Annotated in this window: 14 protein-coding genes, 1 tRNA gene, 3 rRNA genes and 1 pseudogene; 5 read left to right on the forward strand and 14 right to left on the reverse strand. The window is 63.0% G+C overall.

Annotated features, from left to right (window positions below):
* Positions 1-563: 563 nt before the first annotated feature.
* A tRNA-Lys gene (locus BcFMB_RS01630) sits at positions 564-640 on the reverse strand.
* A 670-nt stretch (positions 641-1310) separates the two neighbouring features.
* On the reverse strand, positions 1311-2693 hold the full coding sequence (locus BcFMB_RS01640; protein ID WP_157775017.1) for a zinc ribbon domain-containing protein: 1383 nt from the start codon (positions 2691-2693) through the stop codon (positions 1311-1313).
* A gap of 200 nt (positions 2694-2893) precedes the next feature.
* On the opposite strand from BcFMB_RS01640, the pseudogene BcFMB_RS10030 reads away from it, so the two are divergent.
* Both BcFMB_RS10030 and BcFMB_RS09460 read left to right on the forward strand, forming a co-directional pair.
* A pseudogene (locus BcFMB_RS10030) lies at positions 2894-2959 on the forward strand (zinc-ribbon domain-containing protein); the annotation flags it as partial.
* A 3-nt stretch (positions 2960-2962) separates the two neighbouring features.
* Complete coding sequence (locus BcFMB_RS09460) at positions 2963-5782, forward strand: hypothetical protein (RefSeq protein WP_232513838.1); 2820 nt, start codon at positions 2963-2965, stop codon at positions 5780-5782.
* A 146-nt stretch (positions 5783-5928) separates the two neighbouring features.
* Here BcFMB_RS09460 and rplI read toward each other — a convergent pair whose 3' ends face one another.
* From rplI to rpsF, 4 genes are all read right to left on the reverse strand, one after another.
* A complete protein-coding gene (gene rplI, locus BcFMB_RS01655) occupies positions 5929-6375 on the reverse strand; it encodes a 50S ribosomal protein L9 (RefSeq protein WP_024540216.1) in 447 nt (148 codons plus the stop codon).
* 18 nt (positions 6376-6393) lie between these two features.
* Positions 6394-6642 carry a 30S ribosomal protein S18 gene (gene rpsR / locus BcFMB_RS01660; protein ID WP_024540215.1) on the reverse strand — a complete coding sequence of 83 codons (249 nt, stop codon included), beginning with the start codon at positions 6640-6642 and terminating at the stop codon, positions 6394-6396.
* A gap of 73 nt (positions 6643-6715) precedes the next feature.
* Complete coding sequence (locus BcFMB_RS01665; RefSeq protein WP_099720871.1) at positions 6716-7339, reverse strand: single-stranded DNA-binding protein; 624 nt, start codon at positions 7337-7339, stop codon at positions 6716-6718.
* Positions 7340-7380: 41 nt separating this feature from the next.
* Entirely contained in the window at positions 7381-7668 is a 288-nt protein-coding gene (gene rpsF, locus BcFMB_RS01670; protein WP_024540213.1) for a 30S ribosomal protein S6, read from the reverse strand.
* Positions 7669-7971: 303 nt separating this feature from the next.
* On the opposite strand from rpsF, the gene BcFMB_RS01675 reads away from it, so the two are divergent.
* The gene (locus BcFMB_RS01675; protein ID WP_099720872.1) at positions 7972-8985 is read left to right on the forward strand and encodes a ribose-phosphate diphosphokinase; all 1014 of its coding nucleotides are present in this window, start codon (positions 7972-7974) and stop codon (positions 8983-8985) included.
* 75 nt (positions 8986-9060) lie between these two features.
* On the opposite strand, the gene BcFMB_RS01680 is transcribed toward BcFMB_RS01675, so the two are convergent.
* The 7 genes from BcFMB_RS01680 to BcFMB_RS01710 all read right to left on the reverse strand — a co-directional run bounded on the left by BcFMB_RS01680 (position 9061) and on the right by BcFMB_RS01710 (position 19549).
* Complete coding sequence (locus BcFMB_RS01680) at positions 9061-10044, reverse strand: ribokinase (RefSeq protein ID WP_099720873.1); 984 nt, start codon at positions 10042-10044, stop codon at positions 9061-9063.
* A gap of 107 nt (positions 10045-10151) precedes the next feature.
* Positions 10152-11627 carry an MFS transporter gene (locus tag BcFMB_RS01685; RefSeq protein ID WP_024540210.1) on the reverse strand — a complete coding sequence of 492 codons (1476 nt, stop codon included), beginning with the start codon at positions 11625-11627 and terminating at the stop codon, positions 10152-10154.
* A 49-nt stretch (positions 11628-11676) separates the two neighbouring features.
* Entirely contained in the window at positions 11677-12633 is a 957-nt protein-coding gene (locus tag BcFMB_RS01690; RefSeq protein WP_024540209.1) for a nucleoside hydrolase, read from the reverse strand.
* A 192-nt stretch (positions 12634-12825) separates the two neighbouring features.
* Positions 12826-13857, reverse strand: coding sequence for a LacI family DNA-binding transcriptional regulator (locus tag BcFMB_RS01695; protein WP_232513839.1), 1032 nt, complete (start codon positions 13855-13857; stop codon positions 12826-12828).
* A 206-nt stretch (positions 13858-14063) separates the two neighbouring features.
* A 5S ribosomal RNA gene (rrf, locus tag BcFMB_RS01700) occupies positions 14064-14180 on the reverse strand.
* Between the two features lie 193 nt (positions 14181-14373).
* Positions 14374-17455 (reverse strand): 23S ribosomal RNA (locus BcFMB_RS01705).
* 551 nt (positions 17456-18006) lie between these two features.
* A 16S ribosomal RNA gene (locus BcFMB_RS01710) occupies positions 18007-19549 on the reverse strand.
* The 16S, 23S and 5S rRNA genes sit together here, the layout of an rRNA operon.
* Positions 19550-20345: 796 nt before the next feature.
* On the opposite strand from BcFMB_RS01710, the gene BcFMB_RS01715 reads away from it, so the two are divergent.
* Entirely contained in the window at positions 20346-20963 is a 618-nt protein-coding gene (locus BcFMB_RS01715) for a hypothetical protein (protein WP_099720874.1), read from the forward strand.
* A 153-nt stretch (positions 20964-21116) separates the two neighbouring features.
* Here the strand turns inward: BcFMB_RS01715 and glf are convergent, their stop codons facing one another.
* Positions 21117-22304, reverse strand: coding sequence for a UDP-galactopyranose mutase (gene glf / locus BcFMB_RS01720; protein ID WP_099720875.1), 1188 nt, complete (start codon positions 22302-22304; stop codon positions 21117-21119).
* A 244-nt stretch (positions 22305-22548) separates the two neighbouring features.
* Between glf and BcFMB_RS01725 the strand changes: the two genes are divergently transcribed.
* The gene (locus tag BcFMB_RS01725; protein WP_232513840.1) at positions 22549-23595 is read left to right on the forward strand and encodes a glycosyltransferase; all 1047 of its coding nucleotides are present in this window, start codon (positions 22549-22551) and stop codon (positions 23593-23595) included.
* The last annotated feature ends 57 nt before the right edge of the window (positions 23596-23652 follow it).

Raw genomic sequence — 23652 nt, forward strand, 5'->3', positions numbered from 1 at the left:
CGTCTTCCACGCGCCGCCGCATCTGCGACCGTTCGCATCTGCGCATATTCTCGACGCCATGCCACGCCATCACACCGCCGGCTATGCCATCACGCACGACGCTGTGCATGACGCATAAAAAAACTCGCCGGGTCGTTCGCCCGCGAGCTTCCTCATGGTCGCTGTTCACTGCGGTGCGACCTGCCGCATTTTTCTCACATTATTCGCTGTACTGATGATGCATCTGGTCCATCATGGCGACCGTCGATTCGTCATCGTGCTGCGCCATCAGCCTGTCCAAGGCCGTGAACGTCGATTCCCATTGTTCTCGCATATTCGACTCCTCCTTTCTGTGCTGCCGCCGCGTCAGCGGCCGTGCGGTCCGCACGATCCGCCCGCGGCCTGGTCCTCGATGTTTCCATGTCCAATCGTATGTGCCGCACCCAACTATGTTCCGCTCAGAGCAATGCATCGACCCACTGTCTTCCGCGAGCGCCCCCATGAGCTCCGCCCCGAAAGCCGCCTATCCGCCACGGACGGCGACAACGATGAAGGCCTCGGTCGATATCGACCGAAGCCTTCTGTGGTGCCCCCTCAGGGATTCGAACCCTGGACACGCTGATTAAGAGTCAGCTGCTCTAACCAACTGAGCTAAAGGGGCGTTGGTTCGTGAACCAAGAGATAAATATACTCAGATTCCCCAAGTCCGCAACCCTCGGCGTGTCGCTTCCCAAAACCCCCATTTTCCAACGTTTCCTCCAATCACCCCCAACCCCAGAAAATCCCCGGCCTCACTCCTTCATCCACCCCCTCCCCCCAAAAAATCCCCGCATCTTCACAATTCCTTCACATTTCCTCCCTCCTTCCTCTCATTCGAGCAAAGCCCGGTGTCATTCGAGTAAAACCCAGCAACACCACTCCCAACCACCCAACCATCCCCTTCCCCTCCCCTCACTCATCAATAACGCCCCCACGAACACACCCCAGTACGAATACTCATTCCCTTCCCCTCCCCGTCAATAACGCGCGCGCCCCACGCACGCAGCACGCCCCACGCCCCACGCACCACACAGCACGCAGCACGCAGCACGCAGCACGCACCACACAGCATCGCGCATATACTGCAAAACCGCGCATATACTGCAAAAACCGCGAAAGGCGGCGCGCGGACGACGAATAGTCATTTTGTTTCGTCGTCCGCGCGCCGCCTTTCGCCCAACGCACTGCAGTACTGCCCATATCAGCGCACTCAAGCACTCAAGCACATAAGAGAATCTCAGTGCACTCAAAAACGCACAAAAGCATCGGCCCCGCAAAGCGCCCGCGTTATTTCACTCCAGATCTACTGCGACGCAATCCTCCGCCGCATATCCGTTCGCCGAGCACCAGGCCGTCGCGTCGTCCGCCCGGGAGAAGGTCTCGCCGGAGAGGATCACGTAGTAGTCGGCCGCATGCCCGTGCTTCGTGTAGTTGTAGTAGTCGGCGGCCCAGATGAGGATCGCGTTCGGATGCTTGTAGTGCAGTTTGAGGAACTGCTCGTAGATGTCCGTGTACTTCCACGCCTTGCCGTTGATGTTCATGTTGTATTTCTTGCTCGACAGCTGCGTCGTGTAGTCCGAATAGAACTGCGACGTCTGCGATGCGTCGTCGTTGAGCTGCCGTTTGAGTGCGAGCTGCGCGTAGCGTTCGTTGTCGGATGTGTCGATCGACGCGCCGCCGAGTGCGCCCGATACGTCGCCCGACGCCTTGCCTTCGCCCTTCTGGTTTGTCTGCCAGATGACTTTCGCGTTCGTCGGCGACGAGATTTCGTCGGCCGGCTGCCAGTGCTGCCGCGAGTTGAATGCGATCTGCGTGCTCGCCTCGCCGTCCTCGAAGGTGATCGGCCTCTTCGAGAAGTCATAGACGGCCGCGGCGATGACGTCGCCGTCGTCGTTCTTCACGGTGATTTCGATGTTCGGCTCGGCGTAGCTGCCCGTCTCGCACGATTTCGCCGTCAGCGAGAGCGTCGCGACGAGCGAGTCGCCGTTCGCCGTCAGGTCGTCGACGTCGACGTCCGGCGTCGCCGTGCACTTCGCGTCCTTCTTCTTGTCCTTGTCGTCCTTTTTGTCTTTGGCATCCGCGTCGCTCTTGTCATCGGAGTCGTCCGCGTCGTCCGACGATGTGTCGTCCGTTGTCTGCTGCTGCGACGACGAGTCCTGTGGCTCGGCGGTGTCGTTCGCATGCGCCGACTGCCAGATCCAGAATCCGATCGCCGCGAGCATGATAACGACGAGCACGATGAGCGTGATGATCAATCCGCGGTTCGACTTCGGCTTCTTGCCGCCACCGTCGCCGTTCGGCGGCGTCATCGGCGGCATGGCCGGCGGCGGCACCGCGGCGCCCGTCGGCGCCGTCGCATCCCCGATTGGCACCGCGGGCGGCACGACCGACGACGTGCCGACGATCGGCCCGGCGACCGTCTCCTCGTACATCGACGGATCATACGCCGGCTCCTGCGCGCCGTACACCGGCGCAGGTGCGGGTGGCAGGACCGAAGTCTCCGCCGCGCCCGGCGCACTGGGTGCAGGCGGCACCGCGGCGGCCGGTGGCGGCGTCGTCATGCCGGCGACGCGCGTCGCGTCCGCCATCGGCTGTTCCTGCTGCAGGCGAGCGCCGCAGTTCCAGCAGAATCCTTCCCCATCGTCGACCTGCTGATGGCATTGTGGACATTGCATCGTCGGTCCTTCCCTTCCTCGACGCCGCGTCCGTCCGACCGTCCGGCGTCGTCCATGCATTCCAAGGAATCGCTGCCGATTCCCGTTCCCTCCCAATATATATGGACATCCGTCCCGATTCGGCCTGCGCATGGGCCTCTGGTCTACAATCGGCACTATGGGGAAGCACCCCCGAAGCATGAAAGAGAAGGAGCACCCAGATGCACTGTCCACAATGTGGTGCGGTCGTCCCAGCTGGCTCACAGTTCTGCCCGTCGTGCGGAACGCCGGTGAACCAGCAGACGCAGGCCGCCGTTCCTCCGCAGCCGGCCGCGCCGGCCGCGCCCGCTTATCCCACCGCACCGGCTCCCGGCTATCAGCCGACGGCGACGCTGCCGCCGTACGCTGCAACGCCGGCCGCACCTGCCGCTCCGGCTCCCGCGGCGGCTCCGATGCCCGCCATCCCGCAGCCCGCGCCCGCACCGCAGGCCGCGCCGGCGATGCCCGCGGCTCCCGGCGCACCGACGGTGCCGCCCGTCCCCGGCATCCCGATGGCCGCCGCACCGGCGCCGCAGCCGGCCACGCCGAAGGCTCCGATGCAGATCACGCCGCAGCAGCTCGCCGCCTTCGGCACCTCCGCCGGCATCGGTATCGGCGCCGCGATCGTCATGGCGCTGTTCGGCATGCTCATTTCGTGGGGCGTGCTGCAGAATCTGATTGACTCGAACGATCTGAGCGAGCCGCTGACCAATCTCAACTTCTTCCATCGTCTGGGCGCCTATCTCGCGCTTGGCGTCTCCGGTGCGCTCGGCCTGAAGGGCGGCGTGAACGGCGACGTGATGGGCTCCGGCTCCTCCTACGTGCCGCTGTCGTGGATCGGCTATGCGCTCATCGTCGGCTGCGCGTTCGGCGCGTTCATGATGGCGCGCAAGGCGGCGATCCGCTTCCGCTGGGCCGGCGTCGTCAGCTCCTTCGCCGTCGGCGTCGTCTCCGGCCTCGTCGTGCTGCTGCTCACCGCGATCATGCGCTACTCCTATACCGAGGACTCGAATTTCATCACCGTGTCCGGAGCGACGTTCCGCACCTTCGCGATGGTGTTCATCCTCGCGACGATCGGCGCGCTCATCGGCTATTTCCTCGCCGACACGACCGCCGATGAGTCGAACGTCTTCACCGCCGCGTGGACGTGGGCGCATCGTGTCCGCGGATTCCGCCGCACCGTCGTCGAATCGGCGGCCTGCTATGTCGTCGTGTCGACCGTCGTCGCGCTCATCGTCATGATCATCGCGTCGTCGAAGATGAGCGGCCTCGAGCCAGGCGCGGGAGCGCTGTGGGCCTTCCTGCCGGTCGTGCTGCCGGCGCTCAGCTCCTGGAGCGTCGTCATCGGCTCCTTCGGCGCCATCGAGATCGGCCCCAGCGGCGCAAGCCCGATATCAATCTCGCTGTTCAGCTCGGATGTGATGGAGACCTTCGACTACACGTGGGCCCTGTGGCTGATGTTCGTCCTCTATCTGCTGTGCGGCTTCTACGTCGCGCTGCGCGCCGCCGCACGCAACGCCTACGACCCGTACTACGCCGCCTGGCGGTTCTGCTGGCAGGCTCCAGTGTTCTGGCTGGCATTCTGGCTCATCACGCCGTATCTGTTCATGGCGGTGCAGGGCGGTGTCAGCGGTATCGCGGGCTCCACCACCAACATGAGCTACCAGATCGTGCCGGCGCTGTGGTTCTGTCTGATCGCGGCGCTGTGGTCCTTCATCATCGAGGCCGTCGCCCGTCTGCTCGGTCCGACGGTCATCCAGTCGCTGTCCGGCATCTGGCCGATCCTTGCCGGCGGCACCGTGCGTCAGGGGCTGCATTCGACGCGTCATGATCCGAACGTCGCCATCGTCGCCGAATCGGTGACGATGGCGACGCCTGCCGGCGTCTCGAACACGACCGCGGCCTTCGCGATGCCCGCTTCCGGCGTCCCCGGCGCCGCACAAGCGCCCGCGGCGATGCCCGCGCCGGGCGTCGCCCCTGCAATGCCGACGAGCGGCGCACCGACGGGGCCGGCCGTGCCCAGCGCCATGCCGGCGGTGGGCGCTCCGGCGACCACCGCGACGCGCAAGCCGATGTCACCGCAGACGAAGATGTGGCTCATCATCGGCGGCGTCGTCGTCGGTCTGGTCATCGTGCTGTCGATCGTCTTCTCGGTGCTCAATTCGTCGACGTTCAGCGCGTCGGCGACGGCGAAGCAGTACATCGCGGCGATCGAATCGGGCGACTTCGACCGTGCGAACAGCATCGCCAAGCCGCAGGTCAAGAACGACCAGATGAAGCTGCTGACGAGCAACGCCGCGCCGAAGAGCGGACGCATCTCCAACGCGCAGGTCATCAAGGAGAAGGCGAACGGCAATTCGAAGATCGTCACCGTCTCGTACACGCTCGACGGCAAGGAGGTCTCGCATGACCTCAAGATGATCAAGCGTGGCAGCAAGGCGGTGTTCTTCACCGACTGGGGCGTCGCCGAGCCGATGACGACGACGATCGTCGTCACGAAGCCGGAGGCGATCTCGGCGATCGCCGTCAACGGCGTCGAGGTCACCGAGAAGAACGCGAAGAACGCGTCCGACGACGCCTGGGCGTTCACCGTCTATCCGGGCACCTACGGCGTCTCGGCGGGCAAGTCGAAGTATCTGTCGTCGAAGACGACGGAGATCATCGCGAACGGCGACGACTCATCGTCGGACGCGCGCGCGACGCTCTCCGTCGAGGCCACCGACGCATTGACCGACGCGATCCAGCAGAAGGTGGACGAGAAGCTCGACGAATGCGAGAAGTCCACCGATCTCGATCCGAAGGGCTGCCCGTTCAGCGTGTACGCCTACAACGAGAAGAACGTGCGCAACTTCACGTGGTCAATCAGCGACTACCCGGATGTGCAGGTGGACACCGACTACGGCACCTTCTCGACCGACTACGGCGTCGAGGTCAAATACACCTACGAGGAGAAGGATTCGGACGGCTGGGAGCCGGAGGACGGCAGCACGTCGATGAATCAGATGACCGGCACCTTCAGCGTGGACGGCGACAAGCTCACGATCGAGCTCGGCGACGACGGCGACGACTGAGCGTCCACGGACCGCGGATAGCCACAAACGGAAAGTCCCCGCAGCCGATCGGCTGCGGGGACTTTCGTATGCTTAAGCTCAGACGGTATCAGGTCTGTGGTGGCCGCATCGGACGAATCGGATCGTCATCGATGCGACCGGCGGGGTCATTCGGCGACGACCTTCACAAAGAAGTTCGCGGTGATCTCCGGGTGCAGGGCGACGGTGGCCGGGAATTCGCCGGTCGTCTTGATCGATTCGACGGTGATCGCCTTCGGATCGACCGCGACCTTGTCGGCGAGCGCCTTGGCGATCTGCTCATTCGAGATGCCGCCGAAGAGCTTGCCGGACTCGGAAACCTTCGCCGGGATCTCGACCGCGATGCCTTCGATGATGCCCTTGGCCTCGACGGCGCCCTCACGGGTGGCGACGGCCTTGGCGAGGCGAGCGCGCTTCATGGCTTCGGCCTGAGCGGCGGCGCCCTTCGACCAGGCGAGGGCGTAGCCCTGCGGAATCAGGTAGTTGCGGGCGTAGCCGAGCTTGACCTCAACGATGTCGCCGGCATGACCCAGATTGTTGACGGACTGCTTGAGAATAACCTTGGTGGTTGCCATCTTCAACTCCTCCTAGAATCAGCGGCCGTTGGTGGCGTACGGCAGCAGAGCCATCTCGCGGGCGTTCTTGATCGCCTTCGAGATCTCGCGCTGCTCCTGAACGGTGACGCCGGTGATGCGACGGGAACGGATCTTGCCGCGATCGGAGATGAACTTGCGCAGCAGCGCAACGTCCTTGTAATCGATCTCGGTAACCTTGGCAGCCTTGAGCGGGTTCGGCTTCTTCTTGAACGGCTTCACCGGCGGCTGCGGCCTCTTGCGTGACATCTATGGTCTCCTTATAAATGAAATGATGTGATGCTGTGGTATTGCGATGTTGGACTCGGATGCGGCCCGGGGCTTAGAAATCGTCCTCGTCGCCGTTGCCACCGAATTCGCTCGTCCCGAAGCTGCCGAAGCTCGAGCTCGAGGACTGCGAGGACTCGCCCCACGGGTCAGTGGCCGGAGCCTGCTGCGGCTGCTGCGGAGCGCCGTAGCTGCTCGCGCCGCCGTTGTAGGCGGCACCGCCCTGATATCCTCCACGATTCGCGTTGCCGGCGGGGGCGTTGTTGTAGCCGCCCTGCTGATTGCCGACGAAGCCGGAGCTTGCGGACTGACGCTGGACCTGTGCAGTCGCACGACGCAGCGAAGGACCGATGTCCTCGACGCGCAGTTCGACGACGGTGCGCTGCGAGCCGTCCTGCGCCTGATACGAGCGCTGTGTCAGACGGCCCTGGGCGATGACGGACATGCCCTTGGACAGTGTGTTCGCGATGTTCGACGCAAGCGAGGTGCGTGCCGAATCCCACGCCGAGCAGTTCATGAACAGCGTGTCGCTGTCCTCCCACTGGTTGGTGTTCCGGTTGAACGTACGCGTGGACGAAGCGATGGTGAAGTTGACGACCGTCGAGCCACTGCCCACGGTGCGCAGTTCCGGATCGCGGGTCAGATTGCCCGTGATCGTGATGATGGTTTCACCTGCCATGTCTTGCCTGCCTATCCTTAGTGCACAAACCTACAGCGGAATTACTTACGGATGATCTTCGTGCGAACGATCGCTTCGTTCAGGTTCATGACGCGGTCGAGCTCGTCGCTGACCTGCGGTTCGCAGCTATACGTCACGACGACGTAGTTGCCTTCGTTCTTGCCATCGATCTCGTAAGCGAGCTTGCGGCGTCCCCAGATATCGATGTTCTCGACGGAACCGCCTTCCTTGGTGACGATCTCCATGTGCTGATCAGTCAGCTTCTTCAGACCGTTATCATCCAGTTCAGGATCGGCAATGAACATCATTTCGTACTTATGCGCAGACATCACCCACCTCCTTCGGACTTTCGGCCACGGACGTTCCGTGACAGGAGTGTGTATGCGTTTGTGCCGTGTTCCGGGCAGCCAAAGGCACACCCGGTTTAGAGCAACTTTCATAGCATAGCCGCGAAGCAGGACACATCCGGCCGTCGGCGCCGCATGGTTCCCGCGCGTTTCGCCGCGCAAGGCCTCGCACGCCGCCCTTCGCGTCGCGCTGACGGCCGAACGGCGCCCGATGCACATACAGACACATTGTTATATTGGTGTTGCTTGAACCACGGGTACTCCCACGCATTTGAAAGGCGAACCATGTCTGCAGTTCTCGAAGGCACACCCGATAAACGACTCGCACTCGTCACAGGACGCGCCTATCCGGAACAAGCTGAGGAAACCGCGCATTATCTCGGCACCGAGGTCCTGCCAACGACGGCCTATGACTTCGCGAACGGCGAGATGTACGTGCGGTTCACCGAACCCGTCCGCGGCGCCGACGTGTTCATCATGCAGGCGCATACGCAGCCGATCAACAAATGGATCATGGAACAGCTGATCATGATCGATGCCGCCAAGCGCGCGTCGGCGCGGTCGATCACCGTCGTCGCGCCGTTCTTCGGCTATTCTCGTCAGGACAAGAAGCATCTGGGCCGTGAGCCGATCACCGCGAAGCTGATGTTCTCGCTGCTCGACGCGGCCGGCGCCGACCGCGTCATGACCGTCGACCTGCACGCCGCGCAGGAGCAGGGCTTCTTCAATGGCCCGGTCGACCATCTGACGGCGATGCCGGTGCTGCTCGACTACATGCGCAACCGTCTGCCGCTCAACAACACGACGATCGTCTCCCCCGACGCCGGCCGCATCAAGGTCTCGGAGCAGTGGGCGGCGAAGCTCGGCGGCCTGCCGCTCGCCTTCATCCACAAGACCCGCGACACGACGCGTCCGAACCATGCGGTCGCCCACGGCATCATCGGCGACGTCAAGGGCCGCGACTGCGTCGTCGTCGACGACATGATCGACACGGCCGGCACGATCTGCGAGGCCGTACGCACGCTCCACGAGCATGGCGCGAAGTCGGTCACGCTCGTCGCGACGCACGGCCTGCTGTCCGGACCGGCGGTCGAGCGTCTGCGCGACAGCGGCGCGAAGGAGATCGTGCTGATGGACACAGTGCCGATCCCCGAGGAGAAGCGCCTGCCGAACATGACGGTGCTTTCGACGGCGCCGCTGCTCGCCGCCGGCATCCGTTCGGTCTTCGAATCGCGTTCCGTCTCGAATCTGCTCAACGGGCTACCCGAGGACATGCGCACGCGCAACATCTACGCGTGACGCCCTGTTCGTATGCATGGGGGGGCGGCCGTCCCCGATCGGGACGGCCGCCCCCCATGCATACGAGCGTTTGCCTCAGCGCTTCAACGCGAACATGTCGCGAATCTGCACGCTCGTGCCGTAGGACGCCTGCGCACCGTAGCCGGTCGCCGCATAGGCGGATACGTACGAGGCGAGCCAGGCGGCCTCCCGCAGCGTCATGCCGGAGGCGAGCGCCGCAAGCACCGTGCCCATGAAGGAGTCGCCGCAACCGGTGGTGTCCACGGCGGCCACACGCACCGGCGGGATGCGGACGATGGATTCCTGCGCGTCCTCGTCGAGCACGACCGAGCCGTCGCCGCCCAGTGTGACAATCGCCTGCCGGAACCCGAAGTCGTGCAGCCTGCCCTGCGCGTAGGCCCAGTCGAAGCCGTCCCAGTCGTCGTCCTCGGGTTCGTCGATGTGCAGCAGCTGTGCGAGCTCATGCTCATTGACGAGCAGGATGTCGGCGTTGGCGATGAGCTCGGCGGGCAGCTGCGGCAGGAAGGGCGAATCGTTGACGAGCACCTTGACGCCGGCCTCGTGGCACATCCTGGCGCATGCGGTCACCGTCTCCAACGGGCTTTCCAGGCACAGGCCGAGCACCGAGGACGCGGTGAGCAGCTCCCGCTGCGATTCCACGTACTCCACGCTGACGTTGGCGTTGGATCCCGGGGAGTAGACGATCGTGTTCTCGCCCGTCGAGTCCACGGTGATCACGGTGGTGCCACTGGGGCCCAACACCTTGCGGATGCCGTTGATGTTCACGCCGGCGTCGGCGAGGCTGCCGAGCAGGAAATCGGCGTTGGCGTCGGAGCCGACGGCCCCGAACATGCGGACCGTGGCGCCGAGCTTCGCCGCCGCGGCGGCCTGATTGCCGGACTTGCCGCCGGGCAGGACCTGCAACGGCCCTCCGGTGACCGTCTCGCCCGGCCCGGGAAGACGTTCGGTGGTGACGGTGTAATCCGCGTTCATCGATCCGACAACCGATACCGAACCATGGATGCGGTCAAGCAGATCGAGTGTCTGCGTGGTGTTCATGAGCTCTCCTTTTTCCTGTGCGTTCATTGTGCCGTGCGATCGGTCGTGCGTCGCATGGAGGACGGGGCGTCCTCGCGTCATATCGGCGGAGGACGCCCCAGACCGCGTCACTTGACGGGGTCGAGCACCTCCTGGACCTCCTGCGGCTGGTCGACGGTCTTCTGTTCCTGTGCGCTCTCACCGGCGTAGATCTTCTTATGGAACACGACGAACCAGATGAGGCCGAGAGCGACGACGCCGGCGGCGATGAGCAGCAGGTTCGAGTAGACGGCGGCCGGTCCGGTCGCGCCGATGAGCGATCCGCCGCCGAGCGTCGTCGCCCCCAGCTGCGCGCCGAAGACGGCGATGCCGATCGAGGCGGTCACGTTCATCACGAGATCGTTCATGCCGACGCCGCGTCCGGACTCATCGACCGGCAGCGTGTCCAGCACGGTGGAGACGACAGGCGAGTACATCAGGCCGCAGCCGGCGTAGAACATGCAGGCGAAGACCGTGAGCAGCGCGAAGTTCGTGTTCACGCACAGCGCCGAACCGATGAATCCGCACATCATGAACAGCGATGCGAGCACGATGGCCGGCGTGCGGCCGATCTTGCCGACGATCCAGCCCGAGGTGGTACCGAAGACGGCGGCCACGATGAAGGCCCACACAATGTACTGGGAGACCTGCGTCACGTCCATGTCGTACAGCGCGCCGCCCATGCCGTTGAAGATCGGCGAGACGCAGTAGTTGGTGAAGTAGAACAGCACGATGAGCATGATGCCCGCGAGCCAGCGCGTGTTCTTGAAGAACGCCGGCGTGATGAACGGATCGTCGGCCTTGTTGATGTACACCGCGAAGATCACGAACAGCGCGGCGCACACGCCGAGCATCCACCACTTGTTGTACGAGAAGAACAGCGAGAGGAAGGCCGAGGCGAGGCCGAAGATGACGAATCCGGCCCAGTCCACGTGCTGCGAGCCGCCGCGGCGGTTCGGCAGCAGGTGCAGCAGGAACGGCAGGAACACGATGGTGACGGCCGGGATGAGGAACAGGTACTGCCATGCGATCGAGGTGAGCAGGCCGGCGGCGAAGACGCCGATGGCCGCGGAGATCTGATAGCCGGCCGTGAACAGGCCGAAGAAGATCACCTTGAGTTCCTTCTTCAGGTACTTCGTGGCGATGACCAGATAGACGGAGCCCGAGACCTGCTCGCCCGCGGTCTGCAGCATGCGGGCGATGATCACCGTCCACAGGTTCTTCGTGAAGAAGAAGTTCGCGATGAATCCGAACAGCGATCCCACGAACAGCGTGACCAGACCGAATACGATCAGCTTCTTGAGCGAGACGAAATCGCCGAGCGAACCGTAGATGAAGCAGACGATGCCGAGCACGATGCTCGGCAGGCTCGTGATCAGCGCCGCCTGTTCCGGCGCCCCGACGTCGTTGCCGATGTTGGTGAACACCAGGTTGAAGCCTTGGAGGCACAGCGTGCCGAGGATGAAGGTGATGAGCAGCAGGATGAGGGCGCGCACGGCCATCTTGTTCTGCGCTTCGAGATCCGGTGCGTCCTGCTTGACGACATTGTCAGTTGTGGCACTCATGATTGGTCCTTGTTTGATACGGGAATGATGGCGGTTGTAGGCGCGGGGCTCAGACGGCCTGACGCGCGACGTTCGTGATGCGGGTCATGAATTCGTCGAGGAACCTCGGCACATCGACGCCGAGCGCGACGCCCATCGTCTTGTGCGGATCGTTGAGACGTTCCTCGTCGCCGATCGTGCGGCCACGGGTCGGACCCTCGACGTCGACCTTCATGTTGATCGGATGGACGGTGACGAGCGTGGGATCGACGGCGACGCCGACGGCGAGCGGATCGTGCAGCCCGCAGCCGCCGAGGTGCGGCGCCGTGGTCTCGTAGGCCTTGATGTAGAAATCGGTCATGTCGGCGAGGAACGCGCCCGCCGCATTGCCCAGATCGCGCCAGGTCTGCGTCTCCTTGTAGGTGAGCAGCGTCTGCAACGTCACGTCGAGACCGACCATCGTCGCATGCTTCGTGTGGCGGAATACGTAATCCGCGGCGTCCGGATCCTGGGAGATGTTGGCTTCGGTCCACGCGTTCACGTTGCCCGGCACCGTCAGCGAGCCGCCCATGAGCACGATCGAGCCGAGCTGGTCGGCGATCTCCGGCGCCTTCTTGAACGCGGCGGCGATGTTCGTCTGCGGACCCGTCGGCACATAGACGAGGTCGTCGCCGTAGGTCTTCGCCGCGTCGATGATGAAGTCGACGGCCGGCTCGCTTTCGGCCTCGCGGTCCGAATCCGGGATGGCGACGTCGCCGATGCCGTTGTCCCCGTGGATGAATGAGGAGATCGGGAGCACTTCGAACGAATCCTTCGTGCTCGCATGGGGCAGGCCCTTGTACACCGGGACCTCGGGATGTCCGAGCAGGTCGGTTATCGCGAGTGCATTGCGCACGCCCTGCTCCATGAGCACATTGCCGTAGGTGCCGGTGATGCCGATGAGTTCGATTTCCGGGCTGCCCAACGCGTAGGAGATGGCGAGCGCGTCATCGACACCGGTATCCAGATCCAAAATGAGCTTCTTCATCGCTTCGTCCTTCCTTCTTCCTTGAAATACCACGTCGTCGTCGACGAAGTTGGACTGTTGGCTGCCGCTCTTTGGTAAAACGTTTTATCAAAGAACTACGTTCATCATAGACCATCGTGCGAAGTTCCGCCAAAAGAGGAATGGGAGTGGCGTGTTCTCTTCCGGTGTCGATGCCGCCGAGGCGCGGAGCGCCTATGCGACGGTCTCGCCCTCGACGAGCTGCGGGGTGAGCAGCGACGTCCGCGTCGCCGTGACGCAGTCCTTCCCGGTGTCGTGCCGCCGGATATGGCGGTACAGGCATTCCCAGCTGCGCACGGCGAGCTTGTGCACATCCTGTTCGATCGTCGTGAGTCTGGACGCCATGCCGAAGCGCCGCAGGATGTTGTCGTATCCGATGATCGACAATGCCTCGGGCACATGCAGGCCGAGCTCGGCGAGCCGCTGCATGACGCCCATCGCCATCAGGTCGTTGCAGCAGAACAGCGCGGTCGCGCCGAAATCAAGCACACGGTCCGCAAGCGCATAGCCGCTGCCGAAACGGTAGTTGCCGTTGAGCACCAGGATGTCATCATCGGTGATGTGATGGCCGTGTAGGACGTCGACGAATCCGCGCATGCGATTGCCCGCGTTGACGTCATCGACCTGCCCGCTGATGCATGCGAAGCGACGATGGCGCGCCTCGAGCAGTCGTTGCGCCGCGAGCCTGCCACCCTGCGTATTGTCGAAGGCGACGCCGTCGCAGATGCGTGCCGTGACGAGACGGTCGATGAGCGTGACGGGGCAATGCGCGTCCGCGATCTGACGCTGCAGCTGCCGCGTATGGCGGTACGACTCCAGTGACGGGATGAGCAGCATCCCGTCGATGTCGCGCGCGAGGTAGTTCGTCATCAGCGCACTTTCGTTCGCGCGCAGATCGTTCGAATTGGACAAAAACAGCGCATAGCCGGCTTCGTGGCACGCCTCCTCGAGATGCCGGGCAAGCGACGCGAAGAACATATTCTCGATGTCCGGAACGATGAGCGCGATCAGATGCGTCTCGTTCGTGACGAGGCCGCGCGCGTTCTCATTGACGACATAGTTGAGCCGTGCGGCGATCTCCCGGATGCGCTGCTGCGTCTCCTTGGCGATGCGCGACGGCTTGTTGTTGAGTACGAGCGAGACCGCCGCCGGCGACACTTCGGCCTCCTTGGCGATCTCCTTGAGCGTCACACGTTTGCGCATCATTCCCCGATTCGATGGCTGCCGTGATCCGTCCACGACAGGACAATGCAGTCGTGTTCCATTGTAGGTCCATGCGATGCATCATGCATTCGCAAAAAGGCGAAGGTTTGTTGGTTGGGGTGTTGTTGGGTTGTCCGCTGGTTTCGGGGTGTGGGTATGGGAAAGCCCCGGACCGGTGTGCCGATTCGGGGCTTTCGTGTGAAGTGTGGGTGCGGCGGCGTGCTACTCTCCCACACCCTGTCGGGTGCAGTACCATCGCCGTGCCAGGTCTTAGCTTCCGGGTTCGGAATGGGGCCGGGCGTCTCCCCTGGGCTGTGACCGCCGCAAGACTTGTTGTTCTGTTATCCATGTTCCCGACCCGTCGGGCCGGTTGGTGGTTGGTTTGGGGACCGGATGGTGGACGCGCTGCGTGTTCGTACCGGGACGATGTGTCGTCGTCTGTTCGCGTGTTCGATGCTTTGCCGTGTGACTCCCGATGGTCGCGTGTCCCGCACGCGTGTGCCGCGCGATGGGTCGCGGTGGGGGTCGTCTTCGACCGTTAGTGCCGGTCGGCTCCACCCCTTGCGGGGCTTCCACGTCCGGTCTATCGACCACATGGTCTCATGTGGGGTCTCACACACCCCCGGAGGGGTGTCAGGAATCCTTATCTTGGAGCGGGCTTCCCGCTTAGATGCTTTCAGCGGTTATCCCTCCCGAACGTAGCCAACCGGCCGTGCCGCTGGCGCGACAACCGGCATACCAGAGGTTCGTCCACCCAGGTCCTCTCGTACTATGGGCAGGCCTCCTCAGGATTCCAACGAGCGCAGAGGATAGAGACCAAACTGTCTCACGACGTTCTGAACCCAGCTCGCGTGCCGCTTTAATCGGCGAACAGCCGAACCCTTGGGACCTGCTCCAGCCCCAGGATGCGACGAGCCGACATCGAGGTGCCAAACCATCCCGTCGATATGGACTCTTGGGAATGATCAGCCTGTTATCCCCGGGGTACCTTTTATCCGTTGAGCGATGCCGCGTCCGTACGCCGGCACCGGATCACTATCTCCGACTTTCGTCCCTGCTCGATCCGTCGATCTCGCAGTCAAGCCCGCTTGTGCGATTACACTCGACACCCGATTGCCAACCGGGCCGAGCGGACCTTTGAGCGCCTCCGTTACTCTTTGGGAGGCAACCGCCCCAGTTAAACTACCCGCCAGGCACTCTCCCCGACAAGGCTGACTTGTCCGGGTTAGGCATCAGATGGGGACAGAGCGGTATTTCACTGGCCGACTCCACACACACTGGCGTGCATGCCTCACAGTCTCCCGCCTATGCTACACAATCCGCACCTGATGCCAATACCAAGGTATAGTAAAGGTCCCGGGGTCTTTTCGTCCTTCTGCGCTTAACGAGCATCTTTACTCGTACTGCAATTTCGCCGAGCTCCTGGTCGAGACAGCGGGGAAGTCGTTACGCCATTCGTGCAGGTCGGAACTTACCCGACAAGGAATTTCGCTACCTTAGGATGGTTATAGTTACCACCGCCGTTTACCGGGGCTTGAATTCACCACTTCGCGCAAAGCGCTGATGGATCCTCTTAACCTTCCGGCACCGGGCAGGCGTCAGTGCATATACGGCGACTTGCGTCTTGGCATGCACCTGTGTTTTTGGTAAACAGTCGCTACCCCCTGGCTTGTGCCACCCCCCACCGCTCGACGCCGCAAGGACGTCCCACCGCGGGGGGTCTCCCTTATGCCGAAGGCACGGGAGCGGTTTGCCGAGTTCCTTGACCAGGATTCGCTCGCTCGCTTCGGTATACTCTACCTGACCACCTGTGTCGGTTTGGGGTACGGGCGGCCGCCCACCTCGCGCCGAAGCTTTTCTCGGCCGACGGGATCACCGGATATCGGGCCATCAAGGCCCCCATCATCACGCCTCGCCCCATGCTGCCCCCGGATTTGCCTGGGGGCGGGGCCGCACGCTTGACCAGGGAAAACCACCTCCCCGGCCGGCTACCCGTCCGCGTCACTCCATGCGCTCGACCCCAGGACGCCACGCGCGAACCCGAACATCACCGACCAACCCGAAGGAAGGACGGATCCGATGGAAACACGCGATCGGTCAAGGGACCGCTGATCGGTCATGCGGCCGGTACGGGAATATCGACCCGTTCATCCATTCGACTACGCCTGTCGGCCTCGCCTTAGGACCCGACTCACCCAGGGACGACGAACGTGGCCCTGGAACCCTTGGTCATCCAGCGGCAGGGATCCTCACCCTGCTCTCGCTACTCATGTCTGCATTCTCACTCCCCTGAAGTCCACCACACGGTTCCCCGGCGGCTTCGACCCTCAAGGGACGCTCTCCTACCACGCCAGACAAACTGGCGTCCGCGTCTTCGGTGGCGTGCTTGAGCCCCGCTACATTGTCGGCGCGGAACCACTAGACCAGTGAGCTGTTACGCACTCTTTCAAGGATGGCTGCTTCTGAGCCAACCTCCTGGCTGTCTATGCGACTCCACATCCTTTCCCACTTAGCACGCGCTTGGGGACCTTAGACGACGGTCTGGGCTGTCTCCCTCTCGACGACGGAGCTTATCCCCCGCCGACTCACCGCCGGCATACACGCGACAGGTATTCGGAGTTTGGTTGCTGTTGGTACCCGGTACGGGCCCGCAAGCATCCAGTAGCTCTACCCCCTGCGCGCAATCAACCGACGCTGCACCTAAATGCATTTCGGAGAGAACCAGCTATCACGGAATTTGATTGGCCTTTCACCCCTAACCCCAGGTCATCCCCTCAGTTTTCAACCTAAGTGGGTGCGGTCCTCCACGCGGTCTTACCCACGCTTCAACCTGCCCAGGGCTAGATCATCCCGCTTCGGGTCCAGGACACGCGACTGAAAAACGCCTTTTCAGACTCGCTTTCGCTACGCATACGCCACACGGCTTATGCTCGCCACATGCCACTGACTCGCAGACTCATTTTTCGATAGGCACGCCGTCACCCGGACGAATCCAGGCTCCGACGGTTCGTAGGCGCACGGTTTCAGGAACTCTTTCACTCCCCTCCCGGGGTGCTTTTCACCTTTCCCTCACGGTACTCGTCCACTATCGGTCAGACAGCTATACTCAGGCTTACCCAACGGTCTGGGCGGATTCACACGGGATTCCACGAGGCCCGCGCTACTCGGGAGACGCGATCGCCAGACCATGCGCGTTCGGCTACGGGGCCATCACCCTCTACGGCCCGGTATCCAACCCGGTTCGCCTCACACACGGTTTTATCACTGACGCCCGGCACGTCGGCACCGGGACACACGCTCCCACGACACCGAAGCCGCAACCCCCGACGGGTATCACACGACCACGGTTTAGCCATCATCCGCTTTCGCTCGCCACTACTCACGGAGTATCCTCTCCTGCAGGTACTGAGATGTTTCACTTCCCTGCGTACCCCCCGCACAACATGCGGTGCCAGCCCATGACGGCTGGCGGGTTGCCCCATTCGGAAACCCTCGGATCAAAGCCATGTCGGCGGCTCCCCGAGGACTATCGCGGCCCCACGCGTCCTTCATCGGTACTGTCTGCCAAGGCATCCACCACTGCGCCCTTCACAACAACCCGACCACCAGCCCCAACAGGGACCCATGGGCGGCCATCGCGAACACACAACGAAAAACACAAAACTGTGTCCAACTGGAACACTCGACTATCAGATCATCACACACATCAACCACACCCCACAACAGGGCATGGCCGACACGAAACAAACGAACGAACACACACACCCCACAACAGGGATGCGTCCAGGCCGCACCAGCCACAACGGACCGATGCGCCTCGGTTCATTCACAGTACGAACACCAACCACACCCAAACGGATGCGGCCGTTGCTCGCGTCCACTCTCCAGTTCTCAAACCACCACCACACCACAAGCCCGCACGACACGACGAACACGCCGCACCGGACCCATGGGCGCGGAACACCCACCCCACACAAGGGGCGTGGCGGTCCGGGGACCCAACAGCATGCACCGCACCACCACCGACCCACAGGGCCGGCAACAGATCCTTGATCTCTTCCACACCAGCAGGGACGACCCCCACCCCCACAAGGGCGGGAAACACATCGTCCCGAAACGGACGCCACACGGGCGCCCCACAGAACTCCGTAGAAAGGAGGTGATCCAGCCGCACCTTCCGGTACGGCTACCTTGTTACGACTTAGTCCCAATCACGAGCCTCACCTTAGACGGCTCCCCCCGCGAAAAACGGTTGGGCCACCGGCTTCGGGTGCTGCCCACTTTCATGACTTGACGGGCGGTGTGTACAAGGCCCGGGAACGCATTCACCGCGGCGTTGCTGATCCGCGATTACTAGCGACTCCGCCTTCACGCAGTCGAGTTGCAGACTGCGATCCGAACTGAGACCGGTTTTCAGCGATCCGCCCCATGTCACCATGTCGCATCGCGTTGTACCGGCCATTGTAGCATGCGTGAAGCCCTGGACGTAAGGGGCATGATGATCTGACGTCATCCCCACCTTCCTCCGAGTTGACCCCGGCGGTCCCGCATGAGTTCCCGGCATAACCCGCTGGCAACATGCGGCGAGGGTTGCGCTCGTTGCGGGACTTAACCCAACATCTCACGACACGAGCTGACGACGACCATGCACCACCTGTGAACCCGCCCCGAAGGGAAACCCCGTTTCCGGGATCGTCAGGCACATGTCAAGCCCAGGTAAGGTTCTTCGCGTTGCATCGAATTAATCCGCATGCTCCGCCGCTTGTGCGGGCCCCCGTCAATTTCTTTGAGTTTTAGCCTTGCGGCCGTACTCCCCAGGCGGGATGCTTAACGCGTTAGCTCCGACACGGAACCCGTGGAAAGGGCCCCACATCCAGCATCCACCGTTTACGGCGTGGACTACCAGGGTATCTAATCCTGTTCGCTCCCCACGCTTTCGCTCCTCAGCGTCAGTAACGGCCCAGAGACCTGCCTTCGCCATTGGTGTTCTTCCCGATATCTACACATTCCACCGTTACACCGGGAATTCCAGTCTCCCCTACCGCACTCAAGCCCGCCCGTACCCGGCGCGGATCCACCGTTAAGCGATGGACTTTCACACCGGACGCGACGAACCGCCTACGAGCCCTTTACGCCCAATAAATCCGGATAACGCTTGCACCCTACGTATTACCGCGGCTGCTGGCACGTAGTTAGCCGGTGCTTATTCGAACAATCCACTCAACGGGCCCGAAGACCCGCCTTGCCCTTGAACAAAAGCGGTTTACAACCCGAAGGCCTCCATCCCGCACGCGGCGTCGCTGCATCAGGCTTGCGCCCATTGTGCAATATTCCCCACTGCTGCCTCCCGTAGGAGTCTGGGCCGTATCTCAGTCCCAATGTGGCCGGTCACCCTCTCAGGCCGGCTACCCGTCAACGCCTTGGTGGGCCGTCACCCCGCCAACAAGCTGATAGGACGCGACCCCATCCCATGCCGCAAAAGCATTTCCCACACCCCCATGCGAAGGTGCGGAGCATCCGGCATTACCACCCGTTTCCAGGAGCTATTCCGGTGCATGGGGCAGGTTGGTCACGCATTACTCACCCGTTCGCCACTCTCACCAGCCAAGCAAAGCCCGGCCGGATCCCGTTCGACTTGCATGTGTTAAGCACGCCGCCAGCGTTCATCCTGAGCCAGAATCGAACCCTCCACAAAAAACCTTCATGAAGAGCCAAACGGCCCCAAAAGAAAAAGACGGACCATCCAATAAGGAAGGACGGTCACACAAAAACCCCGACACCCATCAAACCCCCTCGGGTACCACACGGGCGGGCATCGGACTGGCAATCAAAGACCACCACACAACCAACAAAGGCCATGTGATGAAGTAGTACAGTACACACTATTGAGTTCTCAAACCACCACACACACCCACAACCACACCAATCAACCAGACCGGCAAGCCGTGAGCGGCAGCAAGAAGAAAACTTACACCACCACCGCACCAAACACAAACCACTTCTCTAAAACTCAATGATTCCAATACCTCTACGGCGTGTCGCGAAACCCTGTAGAACGCCATCGGCCGTCCCAACCACACCCATTCAGCTGCCAACCATCACATAACCGACACAAATCTCCCCGCTTTGATCCCGCACCATCCAGCTCCAGTGACCATCCCGGTCATCAATTGCACCGCCCATGATCGCCGGAGCTCCCGTAAGCGACCATCATCGGCACAAATCGCACCGCGCATGTTCACAAAACTCGATGCAGGCGAACGCTCCGGTCACAAACCGCGCCAGTCGTTATCGCAAAACGCGACCGAGCGAACGCCATCGGCGCGGCATGCACCGCCCGTAATCGCGAAGCCGCGCATCGGCGAACATCAGCGGTGCAGGCCGCACCGCAAAGCATCACACGACGACCGAATCCCCGGCGGCGGACAAGGTCGTCGTCCGACATGGACGGCGCATCCTCCATCGTCAACTCGGTGAGTCACTATGGAGACATGAGCAGACAGCAGCCCGGGGAACACGAAACAAACGACGCGTCCACGAACGACGACTCCGCCGCGGAAGCGAACACCGACGCGACGCGCGCACGTTGGCGCACGGCGATCGTCTGGACCGTGCTCGCCGTCGTCGCCGTCATCGGCGGCGTCGTCATCGGCGTGCTCGCGCACAGCGGCGAGGACGACCCGCATGACGGCGAACCGCTGGTCGTCGCGACGCAGCGCGGCAGCGGCATGACGGTCACGTTGCCCGGCTTCTACGGCGACAACATGGTCTTCCAGCGCGACGAGCCGCTCACGGTGCGCGGCAGCATCGACGCGGCGCCGTCGACGCACGCCGGCGACCGCACGCGCCGTGCCGTCTTCGACGCCTTCAACGTGCGCGCCATTAGCGCGGACGGCGTGAAGGAGGCGGTCACCCACGTCGGCGACGACGGCTCCTTCACCGCCGAGTTCACGCCGACCGAGGGGTCGACGACGCCGTACGTCATCGAGTTCCGCGATGGCTCGACGCCGGTGCATGCGCTCGCGAACGATCCGCGGCAGCGGCGGCTGCTGTACAACGGCGACCCGCCGGCGAGCCCTTTCGTCATCGATGTGACGTCATCACGGTGATGTCATCGCAGTGACGCGGCGACGAGCGAACGGCGAACAGTGGCGGGGCTGAAGCCAAAACGGCGAGGGCCGGGCACGATTCGGAATGGATCATGCCCGGCCCTCGCCGGTTCTCTTGGGTTGAGAACGACGCCGACGTCAGGAACGCGCCGTTCACTGCTGCGCGATCAGCGGTGCGACTTCGGTTGCGAAGGACGTGAGCGCCTGGTCGAAGACCTGGTCCATGTCGTAGTACGCGTAGGTGCCCAGACGTCCGCCGAAGACGACCTTCGGCTCCTCGGCCGCCTTTGCCTTGTACTTCGCGTACAGCGCCTTGTCCTCATCGGTGTTAATCGGATAGTACGGCTCGTCGTCGCGGTCGGCGAAGCGCGAGTACTCCTCCCAGACGACGGTCCTATCCGGGTTCTGCTCGGCAGCGCGCTCCGGGTTGAAGTTCTTGAACTCGATCGCACGCGTGTACGGCACGTCGGCGTCGGAGAAGTTCATCACCGGGCAGCCGAAGTGGTCGCCCTCGTCGTAGCGCACCTCCTTGAAGTCGACGGTGCGCCACTTGAGCTCGCCGAGATCGTAGTCGAAGTAGCGGTCGACCGGACCGGTGTAGACGACGGGGACGCCGGCTTCGAGCAGCGCCTTCTTGTTGAGCGGCTGCGACTCGTCGAAGAAGTCGGTCTCCAGACGCACGCTGATGCGCGGATCGTCGATCATGCGCTTGAGCCACGTCGTGTAGCCGTCCTTCGGCAGACCCTCCCACGTGTCCTTGAAGTAGCGGTTGTTGTAGTTGAAGCGCACCGGCAGGCGCTTGATGATGCTCGCCGGCAGCTCGCTCGCGTCGGTCTGCCACTGCTTGGCCGTGTAGTTCTTGATGAACGCCTCGTACAGCGGACGGCCGATCAGCGAGATGCCCTGGTCGTTGAGATTCGCCGGATCGGTGCCGGCGAGCTCGCCCGCCTGCTCCTCGATGAGCGCCTTCGCCTGCGCCGGCGTATAGCTCGCATGGAAGAACTGGTTGATCGTGCCCAGATTGATCGGCAGCGGGAACACTTCGCCGTCATGCGTCGCGTACACGCGGTGCACATAGTCGGTGAAGTCGGTGAAGCGGTTCACATAGTCCCAAACACGCTCGTTCGACGTGTGGAACAGATGCGCGCCGTACTTGTGGATCTCGGCGCCGGTCTCCGGATCCATATACGAGTAGGCGTTGCCGCCGATATGGTCGCGCACGTCGATGATCGTCACCTGTGCGCCGAGTTTCTCGACCGCCTGCTGCGCGATCGTCAGACCGAAGATGCCGGCGCCGACGATCACGAGGTCGGGCATGGCGTTGCGCTCGTTCGAGGTCATAGATGTCCTTCCGAAAAACATACGAATCGAAGACGTCCGCGGGCGCTGCCGCATGGACGTTCCCGTTGCGCACGCCGTCATGGCAAGCCACGGCGCGCATTCGGCACCAGCTTAAAACGCGGTATGCACACGGGGTCCGGCGCCGCGCACGGGGCGCGCGAGGCCGCCGATTCCCACGCCCGCGGCCGCCATGCGCCCGCCGCCGCATGACCCGCCGCCACGGCCGTGGTTTACGATAGGTTGCATGAACCAAACGGAACGCCGGGACACGATGCCCCCCTTCACGCTGCTGATGGCGGTGTACGGGGGCAATTCGTTGCGTGAAGTGGAGCGTTCCGTCCAGTCGAGCACGATCGAGCAGATCCTGCCGCCGTCGCAGATCGTCATCGTGCGCGACGGCGCCGTGCCCGATCCGGTGCAGCGCTATCTCGATACACTGCAGTCGACGATGTCCGTGTGGTTCGCCGCCGAGCATCCCGACGAGCCGGTGCCGCAGGTGACGATCGTGCCGCTTGAGGAGAACCGCGGCCTCGCGCATGCGCTCAACGTCGGCCTGCGGCATTGCAAATACGACATCGTCGCGCGCGCCGACAGTGACGATGTCTCGCTGCCGAACCGTTTCGCGACGCTCATCCCGCTGTTCGTGCGCCGTTCGAACGCCGCGCATACGAGCGCGCGGGGGCGCCGCCCGATCGATGTGATGGGCAGCGCGATCCGCGAATTCAGCGACGACGAGGACGAGCCCGGCCAGATCCGCATGCTGCCGGCCGAGGGGCCCGAACTGGAGCGCTACGCGCGCATGCAGTCGCCGGTGCATCATCCGAGCGTCGTCTTCCGCAAGTCGACGGTGCTCGCGGCCGGCGGCTACCCCGAGGATTCCGGCCGCTTCGAGGACTACATGCTGTGGGAGCGTCTGATGCTCGCCCATGCGCAGTTCCTCAACGTGCCGCAGACGCTCGTGCTCTACCGTACGAACGAGGCGGCCTACGAACGCCGCGGCGGCGGCGAGATGTTCCGCGACGAGCTGCGGCTGCAGTGGCGTTTCCTGCGCGACGGCTTCACGACGCCGTGGCAGTTCCTGCGCAACGTGGTCATCCGCGCCATCTACCGCGTGATTCCGACGTCGCTGCGCAAGCGCGCATATCGTTCGATGACATCGCGGCACAACACCGAGATCGCGGCTTCGCCGAAACCGCCGAAGCCGCCGAAGCGCGGCCGCCACAGCGCGGCACCGAGCCGGCATGCCGCGGACGGCGCGCAATCCGAGCCACCTGCGCCGCCCACGCGGTGACGTCGGCACCGTCTCTTATGTCGATATCGTCATGACAACGCACTGACTTCGCGATTG

Source organism: Bifidobacterium choerinum (genome assembly GCF_002761235.1).
GTDB lineage: Bacteria > Actinomycetota > Actinomycetes > Actinomycetales > Bifidobacteriaceae > Bifidobacterium > Bifidobacterium choerinum.

Coding starts and splice junctions, on each gene's coding strand:
- BcFMB_RS01640 (WP_157775017.1), bottom strand. CDS start 2,693: ATGCAATGTCCACAATGCCATCAGCAGGTCGACGATGGGGAAGGATTC.
- rplI (WP_024540216.1), bottom strand. CDS start 6,375: ATGGCAACCACCAAGGTTATTCTCAAGCAGTCCGTCAACAATCTGGGT.
- rpsR (WP_024540215.1), bottom strand. CDS start 6,642: ATGTCACGCAAGAGGCCGCAGCCGCCGGTGAAGCCGTTCAAGAAGAAG.
- BcFMB_RS01665 (WP_099720871.1), bottom strand. CDS start 7,339: ATGGCAGGTGAAACCATCATCACGATCACGGGCAATCTGACCCGCGAT.
- rpsF (WP_024540213.1), bottom strand. CDS start 7,668: ATGTCTGCGCATAAGTACGAAATGATGTTCATTGCCGATCCTGAACTG.
- BcFMB_RS01675 (WP_099720872.1), top strand. CDS start 7,972: ATGTCTGCAGTTCTCGAAGGCACACCCGATAAACGACTCGCACTCGTC.
- BcFMB_RS01680 (WP_099720873.1), bottom strand. CDS start 10,044: ATGAACACCACGCAGACACTCGATCTGCTTGACCGCATCCATGGTTCG.
- BcFMB_RS01685 (WP_024540210.1), bottom strand. CDS start 11,627: ATGAGTGCCACAACTGACAATGTCGTCAAGCAGGACGCACCGGATCTC.
- BcFMB_RS01690 (WP_024540209.1), bottom strand. CDS start 12,633: ATGAAGAAGCTCATTTTGGATCTGGATACCGGTGTCGATGACGCGCTC.
- BcFMB_RS01695 (WP_232513839.1), bottom strand. CDS start 13,857: ATGATGCGCAAACGTGTGACGCTCAAGGAGATCGCCAAGGAGGCCGAA.
- BcFMB_RS01715 (WP_099720874.1), top strand. CDS start 20,346: ATGAGCAGACAGCAGCCCGGGGAACACGAAACAAACGACGCGTCCACG.
- glf (WP_099720875.1), bottom strand. CDS start 22,304: ATGACCTCGAACGAGCGCAACGCCATGCCCGACCTCGTGATCGTCGGC.
- BcFMB_RS01725 (WP_232513840.1), top strand. CDS start 22,549: ATGAACCAAACGGAACGCCGGGACACGATGCCCCCCTTCACGCTGCTG.